Here is a 15,954-nt window from a genome sequence, read left to right on the forward strand (position 1 = left end):
CTATTCGCCTTGCTACTCGCCGGTAACTTTACCCTGGCGTTGCTGCAGCGCCTCATCCTTGGCCCGGACGCTCTGCGCCAGCTGTTCCTGGAAGTCGACGATCCGCGCCCGCAGCGCCGGGTCCGACGAGCCGAGGATGCGCACGGCCAGCAGTCCGGCGTTGCGGGCTCCGCCGATGGAGACCGTGGCCACCGGCACGCCCGCGGGCATCTGCACGATCGACAGCAACGAGTCCAGGCCGTCGAGGCGCTCCAGCGGCACCGGCACACCGATCACCGGCAGCGGCGTCGCGGACGCGACCATTCCGGGCAGGTGCGCGGCTCCCCCGGCCCCGGCGATGATCACCTCGAGACCACGCCCGGCAGCGTCACGCGCGTAGTCGAACATCACCTGCGGGGTGCGATGCGCCGAAACCACCCGAACCTCGGCCGGCACGTCGAACTCGGCCAGCGCCGCCGCGGCGTCTTGCATCACCGACCAGTCGCTGTCGCTGCCCATGATCACACCGACCCGAGGCGGTCTCTCGGTCATTTTCGCCGCTCCTCCCCATCGCTTTGCTCTGCATCGTCGCCGGCGCCATGTGGATCCCATCCGTCGCTCCATTGCCCGTGTGACAACCAGTGTGCCGCCAGCTCGGCGCGTTCCCGCAGCTTCGCGACGTATTTCCGGTCCGCCGGCCCGGAGCCGACGAAGTTGATGTGCCCGACCTTGCGGCCGGGCCGTTCTTGTTTGCCGTAGAGGTGGACGCGGGCGTCGGGCATCCGCGCGAACAGGTGGTGCAGCCGCTCGTCCACGCTCATCCGCGGCGGGTTGGCGGCGCCCAGCACGTTGGCCATCACGGTCAGCGGTGCGATGGCGTCGGTATCGCCGAGCGGGTAGTCCAGCACCGCGCGCAGGTGCTGCTCGAACTGACTGGTGCGCGATCCGTCCATGGTCCAGTGCCCGGAGTTGTGCGGCCGCATCGCCAGCTCGTTGACCAGCAGCTCGCCGCCGGAAGGTCCCGCCGTCTCGAAGAGCTCGACGGCGAGCACCCCGACCACGCCGAGCTGGGCGGCCAGCCGCAGCGCCAGCTGTTGCGCGGCCGCGGCCTTTTCGCGGGGCAGCTCCGGCGCGGGCGCGATCACCTGCACGCAGATCCCGTCTCGCTGCACCGTCTCGACGACCGGCCACGCCGCACCCTGACCGAACGGTGACCGTGCCACCAGGGCCGACAGTTCGCGGCGAAGCTTCACCTGCTCCTCGGCCATCACCGGGACCCCGTCGGCCAGGAAGGCGGCCGCGATCTCGCGGGCGTGCGAAGGGTCGCGCGCCATCCGCACCCCGCGCCCGTCGTAACCGCCGCGGACCGCTTTCACCACCACGGGGCCGGCGATGCGGCGCGCGAAGGCGTCGAGTTCGTCGAGGCTGCCGATCTCGGCATAGCGGGGCACCGGGACGCCGAGGGCGTCGAGCCGCCGGCGCATGACGAGCTTGTCCTGCGCGTGCACCAGCGCCTGCGGCGGCGGCGCCACGTTGACGCCCTCGGCGACCAGCTTGTCCAGCAGTTCGTTCGGCACGTGTTCGTGGTCGAAGGTCAGCACGTCGGCGCCCGCCGCCACCCGGCGCAGGTCTTCGATTTCGGTGTGCGAACCGATGACGACGTCGGGCGCGACCAGCGCGGCCGGCTCGTCGGCGGCGGTGGCCAGCACCCGCAGCGTCTGCCCCAAGGCGATCGCCGCTTGGTGGGTCATTCGGGCGAGCTGACCGCCGCCGACCATCGCGACGACGGGAACGGCGCGGGAGGCGGTACGGGAGGCCGCGGGGGCCGCTCGGAGGGGGGCTTCGCCCGGCGGGCGTGTACTCGGCACGGCCATCATGGTGTCACGGGGAAACACACCGGCGCTAAAGGCGTGTTGACCGGGGCCGACACCGAATTGTTACGTACAATTTTGCGTCGAATTTGTGTCCGTCCGTACACTGACGTGTTGTGTCCTTCGCCGAAGCCACGATTTCGCGTCTGCCTAGGGTTATGCAGCCCTATTTGCTACGCCACCACGAACTGATCAAATTCGCCATCGTCGGCGGAACCACTTTTGTCATCGACTCGGTGATTTTCTACACGCTGAAGCTGACAATTCTGGAATCCAAACCGGTGACCGCAAAGGTGATCGCCGGCATTGTCGCGGTCATCGCGTCCTACGTGCTGAACCGGGAATGGAGCTTCCGCAATCGCGGCGGGCGCGAGCGTCACCACGAGGCGCTGCTGTTCTTCGCGTTCAGCGGCGTGGGGGTGCTGCTCTCCATGGCACCGCTGTGGTTCTCCAGCTACGTGTTGCAGCTGCGCGAGCCCACGGTGTCGCTGGCGGTGGAGAACATCGCCGACTTCATCTCGGCCTACCTCATCGGCAACTTGTTGCAGATGGCGTTCCGGTTCTGGGCGTTTCGGCGCTGGGTGTTTCCCGACCAGTTCGCCCGCGACCCCGAGAAGGCCCTGGAATCCGCGCTTACCGCCGGCGGTATCGCCGAAATCTTCGAGGACGAGATCGAAGGTGGCAACGTCACGCTGCTGCGGGCCTGGCGCAACCGGGCCGGCCGCCTGGGTCAGCTGGGCGATTCCTCGGAACCCAAGGTGTCGAAGACTTCGTGATACAGCAGCGCGTGCACCTCGCGCAGCCGCGGAATGTCGTAGAACTCCAACGGATCTTGTGACGCCGATTCGATGATCAGCGTCCCGGTGCGCAACATGCGCTCGGTGATCCGGTCGCGGAATTCCACGCTGTTGATCCGGGCCAGCGGTATATCGATCCCGGTGCGGGTGGCCACCCCGTGCCGATACATCACCCGCCGGTTGGTCACCACGAAATGGGTGGTCAGCCAGCTCGCGAATGGCCACAGCGTCAGCCAGCCCACGATCACCAGCCAGATCCCCCAGATGACGCCGTAGATGATGTTCTTGGCGAGCTGCTCAAAGTGCGTCGAGTTGAGGTATCCCGAGCCGAACGCGGCCAGTCCGGTCACCAGGATGAGAACCAGCACCGGCCAGATCAGCCGTTTCCAGTGCGGGTGGCGGTGCACGATGACGTGTTCGCCGGCGGCCAGAACGTTATCCGGGTAGCCCATGGACTGACATTAGCCCCGCAAATGCACCACGTCGCCGGCCGCGACGACGACGGTCTGCCCGCCACTTTCCAGGCATAGCCTGCCCTGGTCGTCGATCGCGCTCGCGGTCCCGTCGACCTGCTTGCCGCCGGGCAGGTGCGCGCGCACCCGGTTGCCGATGGTCAGGCTGCGGGCCCGGTAGTCGGCGGCCAGCGCCCAGTCGGCCCCGCGCGCGGCGCGCCAGGCCACGATCCGCCGCCCCAGCTCTCGCAGCAGGGCGGACACCAGCCGGGTGCGGTCCGGCGCGGCGACACCCAGGTCGAGCAGCGACGTCGCGCCGGGGCCGTCGATCTCGTCGGCGGACTGAGTCACGTTGAGCCCCAAGCCCATTACCACGACGGGCTTTGCCACCTCGGCGAGGATTCCGGCCAGCTTGCCCGGCGAATCCGGCGGGCCGGCCAGCACGTCGTTGGGCCACTTGAGACCCGCCTGGGCCCCGGTCCCCGCCAGCAACGGCGTCACGGTGTCGACCACCGCCACCCCGGTGGCCAGCGGCAGCCAGCCCCACCCGGCGGTCGGGACGTCGACGACGCTGACCCCGACCGACATGGTGATCTGGGCCCGCGGCGTGGCCGACCAGCCGCGGCCGTGCCGGCCGCGACCCGCGGTCTGGTGCTCGGCGATCAACACGGCACCGGCGACGTCGTCGCCCGCCGCGGCGCGCGCCAGCAGGTCGGCGTTGGTCGAGCCGGTCTGCTCGACGACCTCGAGCTTGCGCCAGCCCAGCCCGGTGCCGATCAACTCGGCGCGCAACGCGCCGCCGTCCAGGGGCGCTCGAAGCCGATCTCGTTCTGTCACCGCACCCAGCCTAGAACTCAGGGGTGCGGGTCGCGCATGTCCAGCACGGCCAAATGGCTGAACAGCATGCTGGTTCCGATCGGGTTGCCCCCGCCGGGATACGCCGTGCCGCTGGGTGCGGCCATGGTGTTGCCCGCCGCGTACAGGCCGCGGATGGGTTTGCCGGATACGTCGAGCACCCGCGCCGCGGAGTCGGTGCGCAGACCGCCCTTGGTGCCCAGATCGGAGATGCCGAAGGCGGCGGCGTGATAGGGCGGTGAGTCGATGGGCACCAGCGGCGACGCGCCCGCCGAGAAGGCTCGGTCGAAGGCCTCGTCGCCGCGGCCGAAGTCCTCGTCGACGCCGGCGGCGGCGAAGCCGTTGAACCGGGCCACCGTCGCCGCCAGGTTCTGCCCCGGCACACCGATCTTCTCGGCGAGTTCCTCGAGGGTGTCCGCGGTGTGCCACAGGCCGGCGGCGACGTATTTCTCGGTCTCGACGATGGTGACGTTGGCCGCCTTCACCGGCGGCACCTCGCCGTCGGAGTCGTCGTAGATCATCCAGTACGGCAACGTGATTGACCCGTCCTGCAGTTGCGCGATGATCTCGCGGCCGGCGCGGTCGTAGGCTCGCGACTCGTTGACGAACCGGTTGCCGTCCTGGTTGACGAAGATGCCGCCGGTGAACCACAGCGCGAACGCCGAGCGACCGTCGGGATGGGTCAGGCCCGGTGACCACCAGGCCTGGTCCAGCAGGTCGGTGTCGGCGCCCGCGGCGATGCCGGCCTGCAGCGCCAGGCCGCGACTGCCCGGGCCGCCCATGGTGTCTCGCGATGTTCCCGGCACGCGGTAGCGCCGGCGCAACTCCTCGTTGGCTTCGAAGCCCCCGGCGGCCAGCAGCACCCCCCGGCGCGCGCGGATCGCGCGGCGCTCGCCGGCGGTCTCGACGATCGCGCCCGTGACGCGACCGTCGGCCATCACCAGCTCGACCAGGGCGCTGTCGCGCTGCAGCGACGCGGTCGGGTATTGCCCGATCGCCTTGAGGAACCGCGCGATCAGGGCACGACCCCCGAGGTAGTAATCGGACGGGGGTTCGGCGCCGAGCCGGTCGGTGTCCAGCGGCCCCCGGATCACCTCGCGGAATTCGGGGGCGGCGGCCACCGCCAGCGGCTTGGCCGCGATGTGGCGCTGACCGTCCAGGCGCGCCTTCGGCGTCTTGCCGTAGTAGTCGGGCCAGGGCAACGGCACGAACTTCAGATTCGAATCGGCCTCCAGGTACTCGATCAGCCCGGCGCCGCCGCGGACAAAGGTTTCCTGCAGCTCGCGGGGGGTGCGGTCACCGACCACGGCGCGGTAGTAGGTGAGCGCGTCCTCGATGGTGTCGTCGGTGCCGGCGCGGACCAGCACGGGATTGCACGGAAACCAGACGCCGCCCCCGCCGGAGTAGGCGGTGGTGCCACCGAATTTCGACGTCGCCTCGACCAGCAGCACGTCGAGGCCCTCGCGGGCCGCGGTGTACGCACCGGTCACCCCGCCGCCGCCGGACCCCGCCACGAGCACGTCGCATTCGGCCGCCCAGTCCGCGGTTCCCAACGGGCGGGCGTCCATCAGCGGACAGTACCGCGCGGCTAAGCTCGACTCCCATGACGAGCGTTACCGACCACACTGCGGAACCCGCTGCCGAGCACACCATCGACATCCACACCACCGCGGGCAAGCTGGCCGAGCTGCACAAGCGCCGGGAAGAGTCGCTGCACCCGGTGGGTGAAGAGGCCGTCGAGAAGGTGCACGCCAAGGGCAAGCTGACCGCCCGCGAGCGCATTCTCGCCCTGCTCGACGAGGACTCGTTCGTGGAGCTCGACGCGCTGGCACGCCACCGCAGCAAGAACTTCGGCCTGGAGAACAACCGGCCGCTGGGCGACGGCGTGATCACCGGCTACGGCACCATTGACGGCCGCGACGTGTGCATCTTCAGTCAGGACGCCACGGTGTTCGGCGGCAGCCTCGGCGAGGTGTACGGCGAGAAGATCGTCAAGATCCAGGAACTGGCCATCAAGACCGGCCGCCCGCTGATCGGCATCAACGACGGCGCCGGCGCGCGGATTCAGGAGGGCGTCGTCTCGCTGGGCCTGTACAGCAAGATCTTCCGGAACAACATCCTGGCGTCGGGCGTCATCCCGCAGATCTCGCTGATCATGGGCGCCGCCGCCGGTGGGCACGTGTACTCCCCCGCCCTGACCGACTTCGTGGTGATGGTCGACCAGACCAGCCAGATGTTCATCACCGGGCCGGACGTCATCAAGACCGTCACCGGTGAGGACGTCACCATGGAGGAGCTGGGCGGCGCCCACACCCACATGGCCAAGTCGGGCACCCTGCACTACGTCGCCTCCGGCGAGCAGGACGCCTTCGACTGGGTTCGCGACCTGCTGAGCTACCTGCCGCCCAACAACGCCACCGACGCGCCCCGCTACGCCGAGCCGCATCCCCCGGGCGCCATCGAGGACAACCTCACCGACGAGGACCTCGAGCTGGACACGCTGATCCCGGACTCGCCCAACCAGCCCTACGACATGCACGAGGTGATCACCCGGATCCTCGACGACGACGAATTCCTGGAGGTCCAGGGCGGCTACGCGCAGAACATCGTCGTCGGATTCGGCCGCGTCGAGGGCCGCCCGGTCGGGATCGTGGCCAACCAGCCGACCCAGTTCGCCGGCTGCCTGGACATCAACGCCTCGGAGAAGGCGGCCCGGTTCGTGCGGACCTGCGACTGCTTCAACATCCCGATCATCATGCTGGTGGACGTCCCGGGCTTCCTGCCCGGCACCGGCCAGGAGTACAACGGCATCATTCGCCGCGGCGCCAAGCTGCTGTTCGCCTACGGCGAGGCCACGGTCCCCAAGATCACCGTCATCACCCGCAAGGCCTATGGCGGCGCCTACTGCGTGATGGGCTCCAAGGACATGGGCTGCGACGTCAACCTGGCGTGGCCGTCGGCGCAGATCGCCGTGATGGGCGCCTCCGGTGCCGTCGGGTTCGTCTACCGCAAGCAGCTGAGCGAGGCGGCCAAGGAGGGCAAGGACGTCGACGCGCTGCGGCTGCAGTTGCAGCAGGAGTACGAGGACACCCTGGTCAACCCCTATGTCGCCGCGGAGCGGGGCTACGTCGACGCGGTGATCCCGCCGTCGCACACCCGCGGTTACATCGGAACGGCGCTGCGGCTGCTGGAACGCAAGATCTCCCACCTGCCCCCCAAGAAGCACGGGAACATACCCCTATGAGCGACGAAAACGGTTCCGCGACAACTGAAACCGCGTCCCCGGCGGACGAGCCGCACATCCAGATACTCAAGGGTCACCCCACCGACGAGGAGGTGGCCGCGCTGGTGGCCGCGCTCGCCTCCGTCGCCGGCGGCGCACCGGAGTCCGAACAGCCCGAGCAGACCCGCTGGGGCCTGCCGGTCGACCGGCTGCGTTTCGCGATGTCCAACTATCAGCGGCTCACGTTCCAGCAAATGACGCACATGAGGCATTGACCCGCCTGGTGCTGGCGTCGGCCTCCACCGGCCGGCTCAAAGTCCTGCGCCAGGCCGGCATCGATCCGTTGGTCGTGGTCTCCGGCGTCGACGAGGACGCCGTCGCCGCCGCGCTGGGCCCGAACGCGTCGCCCGGCGACGTGGTGTGCGCCCTCGCCCGGGCCAAGGCCGAACAGGTCGTTCGCGAGCTTGACGCCGGCGTCGCGGCCAGTTGCGTTGTCATCGGCTGTGATTCGATGTTGTCTCTCGACGGCCGGCTGTGCGGGAAACCGGGATCGGCCGAGGCCGCCGCGAGCCAGTGGCGCCTGATGGGTGGTCGTTCCGGCGAGTTGCACACCGGGCACTGCCTGCTGCGGCTGCGCGACGGTGTCACTACCCACCGTGAAATCGAATCACGTTGTACTACAGTTCATTTCGCCAAACCATCGGACGTGGACGTGCGGGCTTATGTCGCCCACGGAGAACCGTGGCAGGTGGCCGGCGGCTTCACCCTGGACGGCCTGGGCGGCTGGTTCGTCGACGGCATCGACGGCGACCCGTCGAACGTGATCGGCGTCAGCCTGCCGCTGCTGCGGTCTCTGCTGGGGCGGGTCGGGCTGTCGGTGTCCGCGCTGTGGGCCGCGAACCAGCCCTGACGGTAGGCTCGATCACGTGTCATTACCCGCCGATCCAAGCCCGACATTGTCGGCCTACGCCCACCCCGAGCGACTGGTCACCGCCGACTGGCTGTCCGCCAACCAAGGCACCCCCGGTCTGGCGATCGTCGAATCCGACGAGGACGTTCTGCTCTACGACGTCGGTCACATCCCCGGCGCGGTGAAGGTCGACTGGCACACCGACCTCAACGACCCCCGGGTCCGCGATTACATCGACGGAGCGCAGTTCGCGGAGTTGATGGACCGCAAGGGCATCGCCCGCGACGACACCGTGGTGATCTACGGCGACAAGAGCAACTGGTGGGCGGCCTATGCGCTGTGGGTGTTCACCCTGTTCGGCCACCCGGACGTGCGGCTGCTCAACGGCGGCCGTGATCTGTGGCTGGCCGAACGCCGGGAGACCACCCTGGACGTCCCCACCAAGACGTCCAGCGGCTACCCGGTCGTGACGCGCAACGACGGGCCCATCCGCGCCTTCAAGGACGACGTGCTGGGCATTCTCGGCAGCCAGCCGTTGATCGACGTGCGCTCGCCCGACGAGTACACCGGCAAGCGCACGCACATGCCCGAATACCCCGAGGAGGGCGTGCTGCGCGGCGGCCACATCCCCACCGCCCGGTCGATCCCGTGGGCCAAGGCGGTCGACGAGAGCGGCCGGTTCCGCAGCCGCGAGGAGCTCGAGGAGCTGTACGGCTTCATCGAGCCGGACGACAAGACCGTCGTGTACTGCCGCATCGGCGAGCGCTCCAGCCACACCTGGTTCGTGCTGACGCATCTGCTGGGCAAGCCCGGGGTGCGCAACTACGACGGATCGTGGACGGAGTGGGGCAACACCGTGCGCACGCCGATCGTGGCGGGTGAAGAGCCGGGCGCCGTTGCGGTCTGATGGCGAAGCGATGACTGTCTTATGAGTCTGCCCGCTCCCTTAGCCGAAGTGGTGTCCGACTTCGCCGAAGTCGAGGGCCAGGACAAGCTGGTGCTGCTGCTGGAATTCGCCAACGAACTTCCGGCGCTGCCGTCCGACCTCGAAGAGGCGGCCATGGAGCCGGTCCCCGAGTGCCAGACCCCGTTGTTCATGCATGTCGACGCCAGCGACCCCGACCGGGTGCGGCTGCACTTCAGCGCGCCGGCCGAATCGCCCACCACGCGCGGGTTCGCGTCGATTCTGGCGGCCGGTCTCGACGAGCAGCCCGCCGCCGCCATTTTGGCGGTGCCCGAGGATTTCTATGCCGACCTCGGGTTGGCCGCTCTGATCAGCCCGCTGCGGTTGCGCGGCTTGTCGGCGATGCTCGCCCGCATCAAGCGCAGGCTGCGCGAGTCGTCCTGAAAAAACATGGACCGCCTCGTCGGGCCGAACGGCGCGCCGCTTAGACTTCCCGAGAACTCGTTGTAAGAAATTCTCTTAGAGAAGCCCGCAGAAATGCGTCTGCGGATATGCCAAACAGGAGGCGCAGTGGCTAGTCACGCCAGCTCGAGGATCTCCAAAGTGCTCGTCGCCAACCGCGGCGAAATCGCTGTCCGGGTGATCCGCGCGGCCCGCGATGCGGGCCTGTCCAGCGTGGCGGTGTACGCCGAGCCCGACGCCGACGCACCGCACGTGCGTCTGGCCGACGAGGCGTTCGCTTTGGGCGGTCAAACTTCGGCGGAGTCCTACCTGGACTTCGGCAAAATCCTTGATGCGGCGGCCAAGTCCGGCGCCAACGCCATCCACCCCGGCTACGGCTTCCTGTCGGAGAACGCCGACTTCGCTCAGGCGGTCCTGGACGCGAACCTGATCTGGATCGGGCCCAGCCCGCAGTCGATCCGCGACCTCGGCGACAAGGTCACCGCACGACACATCGCCGCCCGCGCGCAGGCCCCGCTGGTGCCCGGCACCCCTGAACCAGTGAAGGACGCCGACGAGGTCGTCGCTTTCGCCAAGGAATACGGCGTGCCGATCGCGATCAAAGCTGCTTTCGGCGGTGGCGGGCGCGGCATGAAGGTCGCCCGCACCATCGAGGAGATCCCCGAACTGTTCGAGTCGGCCACCCGCGAGGCGGTCGCGGCGTTCGGACGCGGCGAGTGCTTCGTCGAGCGCTACCTGGACAAGCCCCGTCACGTCGAGGCGCAGGTGATCGCCGACCAGCACGGCAACGTCATCGTCGCCGGCACCCGGGACTGCTCGCTGCAGCGCCGCTTCCAGAAGCTGGTGGAGGAGGCGCCCGCGCCGTTCCTCAGCGATGCGCAGCGCAAGGAGATCCACGAGTCGGCCAAGCGGATCTGCAAGGAGGCGCACTACTACGGCGCCGGGACCGTCGAATACCTGGTCGGCCAGGACGGCCTGATCTCCTTCCTGGAGGTCAACACCCGCCTGCAGGTCGAGCACCCGGTCACCGAGGAAACCGCCGGCATCGACCTGGTGTTGCAGCAGTTCAAGATCGCCAACGGCGAGAAGCTCGACCTCACCGAGGACCCGACGCCGCGCGGGCACGCCATCGAGTTCCGGATCAACGGCGAGGACGCCGGACGCGGCTTCCTGCCGGCGCCCGGTCCGGTCACCCGCTACGACATCCCGACCGGGCCCGGCGTCCGGCTGGACTCGGGTGTCGAGGCCGGCTCGGTCATCGGCGGCCAATTCGACTCGATGCTGTCCAAGCTGATCGTCTACGGCGCCACCCGCGAGGAGGCGCTGGCCCGCTCCCGCCGGGCGCTGGACGAATTCCACGTCGAAGGTCTGGCCACGGTCATCCCGTTCCACCGCGCCGTGGTGTCCGACCCGGCGTTCATCGGTGACGACGACGGCTTCTCGGTGCACACCCGCTGGATCGAGACCGAGTGGAACAACACCATCGAGCCGTTCACCGGCGGCGAGCCGCTGGACGAAGAGGACGCCCGCCCGCGCCAGAAGGTGGTCGTGGAAGTCGGTGGACGCCGGCTCGAGGTGTCGCTGCCCGGCGACCTGGCGCTGTCGGGCGGTGGCGCCGCCGATCCGGCCGGTGTCATCCGCAAGAAGCCCAAGGCGCGCAAGCGCGGGGCGCACGCGGGTGCGGCTGCTTCCGGTGACGCGGTGACCGCGCCCATGCAGGGCACGGTGGTCAAGGTCGCGGTCGAGGAAGGCCAAGAGGTTGCCGCAGGCGACCTGGTGGTGGTGCTCGAGGCGATGAAGATGGAGAACCCGGTCACCGCCCACAAGGACGGCGTCATCACCGGACTTGCCGTCGAGGCCGGCGCCGCCATCACCCAGGGCACGGTGCTCGCCGAGATCAAGTAACGCTGCGGCGAGAGATTTCACAGACAACGTTGTAGGCCCCGGCTACCGCGAGTAGAGTTTTGGACCAGGTTGAGTTCACAGCCACCCGCTATACGTTCATGACGTGGGGGCAGGCGGAATTCCCTTCCTTCTGCTCCGAACTTTTTTCACGTAGCTGACGTATTTACAGCAGGAATCCCCCCAATGGGATGGAGTCAGCCATGTCTGTGGCCCAATCTTGGCAACAAAGCCGCACAGCACAGTTCACTGCCCGCTGGGGCCCGACGGGCACCCTGATCACGGTGGACGGTGAGCTCGACGCGGCCAACGCCGATCAACTCGCCGCGTACGTGCAACAGGGCACCGGCCGCTCCCGGCGGGTGATACTTGACCTGCGCGGCCTGAAATTCATTGGCACTGCGGGTTTTTCAGCGCTGCACCGGATCAATGTGGCGTGCTCAGCCGCCCAGGTGTCCTGGGCCATGGCGCCGAGCCCGGCGGTGGCGAGGTTGTTGCGGGTCTGCGACCCGGACGGCACGCTTCCGGTCACGACGCCGCGGGCCGAGCCGCTGCTGGAACCGCTGCGGGTTGAAGACGACGAACCCCGGCCGCTACTGCAACTGGTCACGGAGCCGCGTTAGCGACTTCGCCAGCAGTCGCGACACGTGCATCTGAGAGATGCCGACGCGCTCGGCGATCTGCGTCTGCGTCATCGACTCGAAAAAGCGCAGCACCAACACGGTTCGCTCCCGCTCGGGCAACGCCTCGAGCAGGGGGCGAAGCGACTCCTGATCCTCGATGCGGTCCAGGCCGGTGTCGACGTCACCGAGAGTGTCCGCGATCGCGCGGGCTTCCTCCTCCTCGCTGCCGCCACCACTGTCGATGGACAAGGTGTTGTAGGAGCTGCCGGCGACCAGGCCCTCGACCACCTCTTCGCGGTCCATCTCGAGCTCGGCGGCGAGTTCGGTCGCCGTCGGCGCCCGGCCCAGCCGCTGCGACAGATCGGCGGTGGCGGTGCCCAGCCGCAGGTGCAGTTCCTTCAACCGCCGCGGAACCTTCACCGACCAGCTGTTGTCGCGGAAGTGGCGGCGAACCTCGCCCATGATGGTGGGCACCGCGAAGGAAACGAAGTCCGAACCGGCGTCGACGTCGAAGCGGACCACGGCGTTGACCAATCCGACGCGCGCCACCTGCACCAGGTCGTCGCGCGGTTCCCCGCGGCCCTCGAAGCGACGTGCGATGTGGTCGGCGAGCGGCAGGCAGCGCTCGACGATTTTGTCCCGTTGACGCTGGAATTCCATCGAGTCGGGCGTGACATCGGCCAACTCACGGAACATGTCCGGAACATCGGCGTATTCGTTCGGACGCGAAACCGAACCGCCGGCAGCTCGCGCTGTCACCTGCTGGAGGCCGCCCGTCGCGCCGTCAGTGTGATGCCGAAAACACTGCCGGTCTCATTGGGCTCGCGACCGTCATGGAAAGTCTGGACGTCGTCGGCCAACGACGTCAGCACGTGCCAACTGAAGCTGCCCGGCGCCACCACGTCGTGGGTGTCGCACGCCGCGGAAGCTTCCACCACCAACTGGTCGTCTTGCGGGTCGACCACGACGATCAGTGTCGCATCGGGAGTGGCCGAACGAATCAACCGGGTGCACACTTCGTCGACCGCGAGCCGCAGGTCCGCCACCGCATCGAAATCCAGGTCCTCGAAGGTGCCGATGGCACCGACCAAGGTGCGCAGCATTGCGAGGTTCTCCAGTCGCGCAGCAACGTGGAGCTCGACGGCGCGGTGGCCGCGCGGACGCTTGTTAGCGTGCAATCCAGCATCGTTCATATGGTCTCCCGGCAATGTTTGACCGACACTACTACTGCTTCGCAGTCCGCCGTCGACCTCGCGTTCGAGCCGGTTAGTCATGATCGCCGCCGGGTATTCGGCCCGATGCGGATGGGCCTGACACGACCGACACAGACGCGACGCGCCGGTATAGGCGCGTCGCGGTAATCGCCGGGGTCACGCTGGTCGTCTGGATCGTCGTCGCAGTAGGCATTTATGTCGGTGTGTTCGTGATGTTGTCCCCCATGATGGGGTGACCACGCAAACGCAACCGTTCCGGCACTCATCATGGTGCAGACCTGATACCCAGAAGTTCGCGCGCGTAACCTCCGAATTCGCTTTCATGCGAGATTTCACACAGTGCGGCGTCGGGCCAGGTCACCTGCGGAAAAAGGCCGCCCGCCGAAGTCGTTCGGCCCTCCCTAGCTGGCCGGCCACTGCCGGTGGACCTCGGGATGTTCGGTGTACCACCGATCAGCGATCCTGCGAATCCTGCGGTGCTCCACCGCCAGCCAGGCCAGCCCCAGCACCGCGGCGATCACCGCGACGATGCCCGCGGTCATGCCTTCGTGGTGATGTCCGCTGGCGAACGCCGCAAGACTTCCGCAGGCCCCGATCACGGCCGCGGCAACTAAGAGGTACCCGGGCCAGTGCAGGACGTCGATCAGCGACTCACCGGCGAGCGGTCGCGTCGTCCTCAGATGATCGACCGGGTCGTGATAGGTGTCTCCCATAGCTGCTCCTCACCGCATGATCAACGGTAGATCGCGGGAGAACAAACCTAAAGGGCCAGTACCGGACCGGCGATCGGAGCAACACCCATGGCAACCATCAGCGCCATGGCGGTCAGGAGGAACCAGCCGGCGCCGTGCCATCCCCACCAGGTTCCCTCGGCCTTCCACACCCGGTAAGTGCGGAGGAACGCCCAGATCCCGGCGACCAACGCGATCAGCGGACCCCCGAACGCCAACAGCGTGCGCTGGGGAGGACCACACGCCACCGTGTCCACACTCACTCCCGGGCACGTACTCACCCACACGGCAGCGACCAACAGGAAGCCGACGGCAGCAAGCGTGGCCAAGACGGCGAACCGGATGGCGGCGAGCACCTCGCCGTCCTCCTGCCCCAAGCGATCCCCACCTGATCGCGCGTCCGCTTTCTGCACCGTTGTCACCTCCCGATTCGTACCCGCGCTTGATTCATCGCGCGCCGCGTCGCATTAGTTACCGCACTAGGGCAGGTTGTCCGCCGAGTCATCCCACGGCGCTCCGGACGCCACGGGTACTTCGGCAGCAACGCCGCGCTGGTAGCAGCGGAAGGCGCACGGCTACAGATACCCCGCGGCAAACCCGGGTAAACCGGCTCGGCGCGAGGTCAAGCCCTAGTTCAGGTTCCTGAGCGCGGCGCGCACGGCGCCGATCGCGGCGTCGATCTCCGAGCGCGAGACGGTCAGCGCCGGACGGAACCGGACGCCGTCGTGACCCGAGGGCAGCACGATCACCGCGCGGTGCCACAGGCCGCGGATCAGCTCGTCGCGGTCGGCGGTGGTCGGCAGGCTGAACGCACACATCAGTCCGCGGCCGCGGGGCTCGAGCACCAGGCCGGGAAATTCGCCGGCGAGTTCGTCGAGACGGCCGCGCAGATAGGCACCCCGTTCGGCGGCCTGCTCGAACAGTTCGTCGGCCTCGATCACCTCCAGGATGCGGCGGGCGCGCACCATGTCGACCAGGTTGCCGCCCCACGTCGAGTTCACCCGCGAGGAGACCGCGAAGACGTTGTCGGCGACGTCGTCGACCCGGCGGCCCGCCATGACGCCGCACACCTGGGTCTTCTTGCCGAACGCCACCACGTCGGGATGCGCGCCCAATTGCTGGTAGGCCCACGGCGTTCCGGTCAGGCCGCAGCCGGTCTGCACCTCGTCGAAGATCAGCAAAGCGTCGTACTCGTCGCACAGCTCGCGCATGGCGGCGAAGAACTCGGGCCGGAAGTGACGGTCGCCGCCCTCGCCCTGGATGGGTTCGGCCACAAAGCAGGCGATGTCGTGCGGGTGGCATTCGAATGCCGCGCGGGCCTGTCGCAGCGATTCGGCTTCCAGCGCCGCCATGGCCGCCCCGTCCAGGCCCGGCCGGATGAACGGGGCATCGATGCGCGGCCAGTCGAATTTGGGGAAGCGGGCCACCGTGACCGGCTTGGTGTTGGTCAACGACAGCGTGTATCCGCTGCGGCCGTGGAACGCGCCGCGCAGGTGCAGTACCCGGGTGCCCAGCGCGGGATCGATCCCGTGTGCTTCGTTGAACCGGCTCTTCCAGTCGAAAGCCACCTTGAGCGCGTTCTCCACCGCGAGCGCCCCGCCGTCGACGAAAAACAGGTGCGGCAGGGCCGGGTCGCCCAGCACCCGGGCGAAGGTCTGCACGAAACCGGCCATCGCCACCGAGTACACGTCGGAGTTGCTCGGCTTGTTCAGCGCGGCCTGCGCCAGTTCGGCGCGAAACTCCTCGTCGTCGGCCAGCGCGGGGTGGTTCATGCCCAGCGCGGACGAGGCGAAGAAGGTGAACATGTCGAGGTAGCGGCGGCCGTCGCGGGCGTCGTACAGGTAGGAGCCGGCGGAGCGGGCCAGATCGAGCACAAGGTCGAAACCGTCGACCAGAATGCTGCGGGCCAGTACCTCGTGGACCCGGTCCGGCTCGGTGCGCCGACCGGCGCGGGCGAAGCGTTCCAGGGTGGCGGTCATGCCGCCTATGGTAGCCGGTTTTTACGGAATCATGAGGTGTGTGCCGTATATT

The 15,954-nt window shown here is 68.2% G+C and carries 18 protein-coding genes; 8 read left to right on the plus strand and 10 right to left on the minus strand.

Annotated features, from left to right (window positions below):
* Positions 1 to 12: 12 nt before the first annotated feature.
* Both purE and A5782_RS09960 read right to left on the minus strand, forming a co-directional pair.
* Positions 13 to 531 (minus strand): 5-(carboxyamino)imidazole ribonucleotide mutase, encoded by a 519-nt coding sequence (gene purE, locus A5782_RS09955; protein ID WP_067098781.1) that lies wholly within the window; start codon positions 529 to 531, stop codon positions 13 to 15.
* The gene (locus A5782_RS09960; protein WP_082942858.1) at positions 528 to 1,856 is read right to left on the minus strand and encodes a 5-(carboxyamino)imidazole ribonucleotide synthase; all 1,329 of its coding nucleotides are present in this window, start codon (positions 1,854 to 1,856) and stop codon (positions 528 to 530) included. The genes purE and A5782_RS09960 overlap by 4 nt, the downstream gene beginning before the upstream one ends.
* Positions 1,857 to 1,966: 110 nt before the next feature.
* On the opposite strand from A5782_RS09960, the gene A5782_RS09965 reads away from it, so the two are divergent.
* Positions 1,967 to 2,626: a GtrA family protein gene (locus A5782_RS09965; protein WP_067098788.1), complete on the plus strand. Its 660-nt coding sequence runs from the start codon at positions 1,967 to 1,969 to the stop codon at positions 2,624 to 2,626.
* Here A5782_RS09965 and A5782_RS09970 read toward each other — a convergent pair.
* From A5782_RS09970 to A5782_RS09980, 3 genes are read right to left on the minus strand one after another with little or no spacing between them, the layout of a single operon-like run.
* Positions 2,581 to 3,099, minus strand: a complete 519-nt coding sequence (locus A5782_RS09970) for a PH domain-containing protein (RefSeq protein WP_067098793.1) — start codon at positions 3,097 to 3,099, stop codon at positions 2,581 to 2,583. The genes A5782_RS09965 and A5782_RS09970 overlap by 46 nt on opposite strands.
* Before the next feature lie 9 nt (positions 3,100 to 3,108).
* On the minus strand, positions 3,109 to 3,936 hold the full coding sequence (locus tag A5782_RS09975; RefSeq protein WP_067098798.1) for a biotin--[acetyl-CoA-carboxylase] ligase: 828 nt from the start codon (positions 3,934 to 3,936) through the stop codon (positions 3,109 to 3,111).
* 17 nt (positions 3,937 to 3,953) lie between these two features.
* Positions 3,954 to 5,522, minus strand: a complete 1,569-nt coding sequence (locus tag A5782_RS09980) for an FAD-binding protein (RefSeq protein ID WP_067098803.1) — start codon at positions 5,520 to 5,522, stop codon at positions 3,954 to 3,956.
* A gap of 35 nt (positions 5,523 to 5,557) precedes the next feature.
* On the opposite strand from A5782_RS09980, the gene A5782_RS09985 reads away from it, so the two are divergent.
* The 7 genes from A5782_RS09985 (at position 5,558) to A5782_RS10015 (ending at position 11,978) form a co-directional block, all read left to right on the plus strand.
* Positions 5,558 to 7,198, plus strand: coding sequence for an acyl-CoA carboxylase subunit beta (locus tag A5782_RS09985; RefSeq protein ID WP_067098806.1), 1,641 nt, complete (start codon positions 5,558 to 5,560; stop codon positions 7,196 to 7,198).
* A complete protein-coding gene (locus tag A5782_RS09990) occupies positions 7,195 to 7,452 on the plus strand; it encodes an acyl-CoA carboxylase subunit epsilon (protein WP_067098808.1) in 258 nt (85 codons plus the stop codon). The genes A5782_RS09985 and A5782_RS09990 overlap by 4 nt, the downstream gene beginning before the upstream one ends.
* Positions 7,449 to 8,087: a nucleoside triphosphate pyrophosphatase gene (locus tag A5782_RS09995; protein ID WP_067098811.1), complete on the plus strand. Its 639-nt coding sequence runs from the start codon at positions 7,449 to 7,451 to the stop codon at positions 8,085 to 8,087. Before A5782_RS09990 ends, A5782_RS09995 begins: the two co-directional genes overlap by 4 nt.
* A gap of 16 nt (positions 8,088 to 8,103) precedes the next feature.
* The gene (locus tag A5782_RS10000) at positions 8,104 to 8,994 is read left to right on the plus strand and encodes a sulfurtransferase (RefSeq protein WP_067098814.1); all 891 of its coding nucleotides are present in this window, start codon (positions 8,104 to 8,106) and stop codon (positions 8,992 to 8,994) included.
* 21 nt (positions 8,995 to 9,015) lie between these two features.
* On the plus strand, positions 9,016 to 9,435 hold the full coding sequence (locus A5782_RS10005) for a SufE family protein (RefSeq protein WP_067098817.1): 420 nt from the start codon (positions 9,016 to 9,018) through the stop codon (positions 9,433 to 9,435).
* Between the two features lie 126 nt (positions 9,436 to 9,561).
* Positions 9,562 to 11,358: an acetyl/propionyl/methylcrotonyl-CoA carboxylase subunit alpha gene (locus tag A5782_RS10010; RefSeq protein ID WP_067098820.1), complete on the plus strand. Its 1,797-nt coding sequence runs from the start codon at positions 9,562 to 9,564 to the stop codon at positions 11,356 to 11,358.
* A gap of 188 nt (positions 11,359 to 11,546) precedes the next feature.
* On the plus strand, positions 11,547 to 11,978 hold the full coding sequence (locus A5782_RS10015; protein ID WP_067098823.1) for an STAS domain-containing protein: 432 nt from the start codon (positions 11,547 to 11,549) through the stop codon (positions 11,976 to 11,978).
* Here A5782_RS10015 and A5782_RS10020 read toward each other — a convergent pair.
* The 5 genes from A5782_RS10020 to lat form a co-directional block, all read right to left on the minus strand.
* Positions 11,949 to 12,737 (minus strand): RNA polymerase sigma factor SigF, encoded by a 789-nt coding sequence (locus A5782_RS10020; RefSeq protein ID WP_067098827.1) that lies wholly within the window; start codon positions 12,735 to 12,737, stop codon positions 11,949 to 11,951. The two genes, A5782_RS10015 and A5782_RS10020, sit on opposite strands and share 30 nt — an antisense overlap.
* Complete coding sequence (locus A5782_RS10025) at positions 12,734 to 13,171, minus strand: ATP-binding protein (protein ID WP_007773234.1); 438 nt, start codon at positions 13,169 to 13,171, stop codon at positions 12,734 to 12,736. The genes A5782_RS10020 and A5782_RS10025 overlap by 4 nt, the downstream gene beginning before the upstream one ends.
* Before the next feature lie 422 nt (positions 13,172 to 13,593).
* Entirely contained in the window at positions 13,594 to 13,905 is a 312-nt protein-coding gene (gene usfY / locus A5782_RS10030) for a protein UsfY (protein WP_067098830.1), read from the minus strand.
* A gap of 47 nt (positions 13,906 to 13,952) precedes the next feature.
* Complete coding sequence (locus tag A5782_RS10035) at positions 13,953 to 14,336, minus strand: hypothetical protein (protein WP_067098918.1); 384 nt, start codon at positions 14,334 to 14,336, stop codon at positions 13,953 to 13,955.
* A gap of 216 nt (positions 14,337 to 14,552) precedes the next feature.
* Positions 14,553 to 15,902, minus strand: coding sequence for an L-lysine 6-transaminase (gene lat, locus A5782_RS10040; protein WP_067098833.1), 1,350 nt, complete (start codon positions 15,900 to 15,902; stop codon positions 14,553 to 14,555).
* Positions 15,903 to 15,954 lie beyond the last annotated feature (52 nt).

Source organism: Mycobacterium sp. 852002-40037_SCH5390672 (genome assembly GCF_001665875.1).
GTDB lineage: Bacteria > Actinomycetota > Actinomycetes > Mycobacteriales > Mycobacteriaceae > Mycobacterium.

Coding starts and splice junctions, on each gene's coding strand:
- purE (WP_067098781.1), bottom strand. CDS start 531: ATGACCGAGAGACCGCCTCGGGTCGGTGTGATCATGGGCAGCGACAGC.
- A5782_RS09960 (WP_082942858.1), bottom strand. CDS start 1,856: ATGATGGCCGTGCCGAGTACACGCCCGCCGGGCGAAGCCCCCCTCCGA.
- A5782_RS09970 (WP_067098793.1), bottom strand. CDS start 3,099: ATGGGCTACCCGGATAACGTTCTGGCCGCCGGCGAACACGTCATCGTG.
- A5782_RS09980 (WP_067098803.1), bottom strand. CDS start 5,522: ATGGACGCCCGCCCGTTGGGAACCGCGGACTGGGCGGCCGAATGCGAC.
- A5782_RS09985 (WP_067098806.1), top strand. CDS start 5,558: ATGACGAGCGTTACCGACCACACTGCGGAACCCGCTGCCGAGCACACC.
- A5782_RS09990 (WP_067098808.1), top strand. CDS start 7,195: ATGAGCGACGAAAACGGTTCCGCGACAACTGAAACCGCGTCCCCGGCG.
- A5782_RS10005 (WP_067098817.1), top strand. CDS start 9,016: ATGAGTCTGCCCGCTCCCTTAGCCGAAGTGGTGTCCGACTTCGCCGAA.
- A5782_RS10015 (WP_067098823.1), top strand. CDS start 11,547: ATGGAGTCAGCCATGTCTGTGGCCCAATCTTGGCAACAAAGCCGCACA.
- A5782_RS10025 (WP_007773234.1), bottom strand. CDS start 13,171: ATGAACGATGCTGGATTGCACGCTAACAAGCGTCCGCGCGGCCACCGC.
- usfY (WP_067098830.1), bottom strand. CDS start 13,905: ATGGGAGACACCTATCACGACCCGGTCGATCATCTGAGGACGACGCGA.
- lat (WP_067098833.1), bottom strand. CDS start 15,902: ATGACCGCCACCCTGGAACGCTTCGCCCGCGCCGGTCGGCGCACCGAG.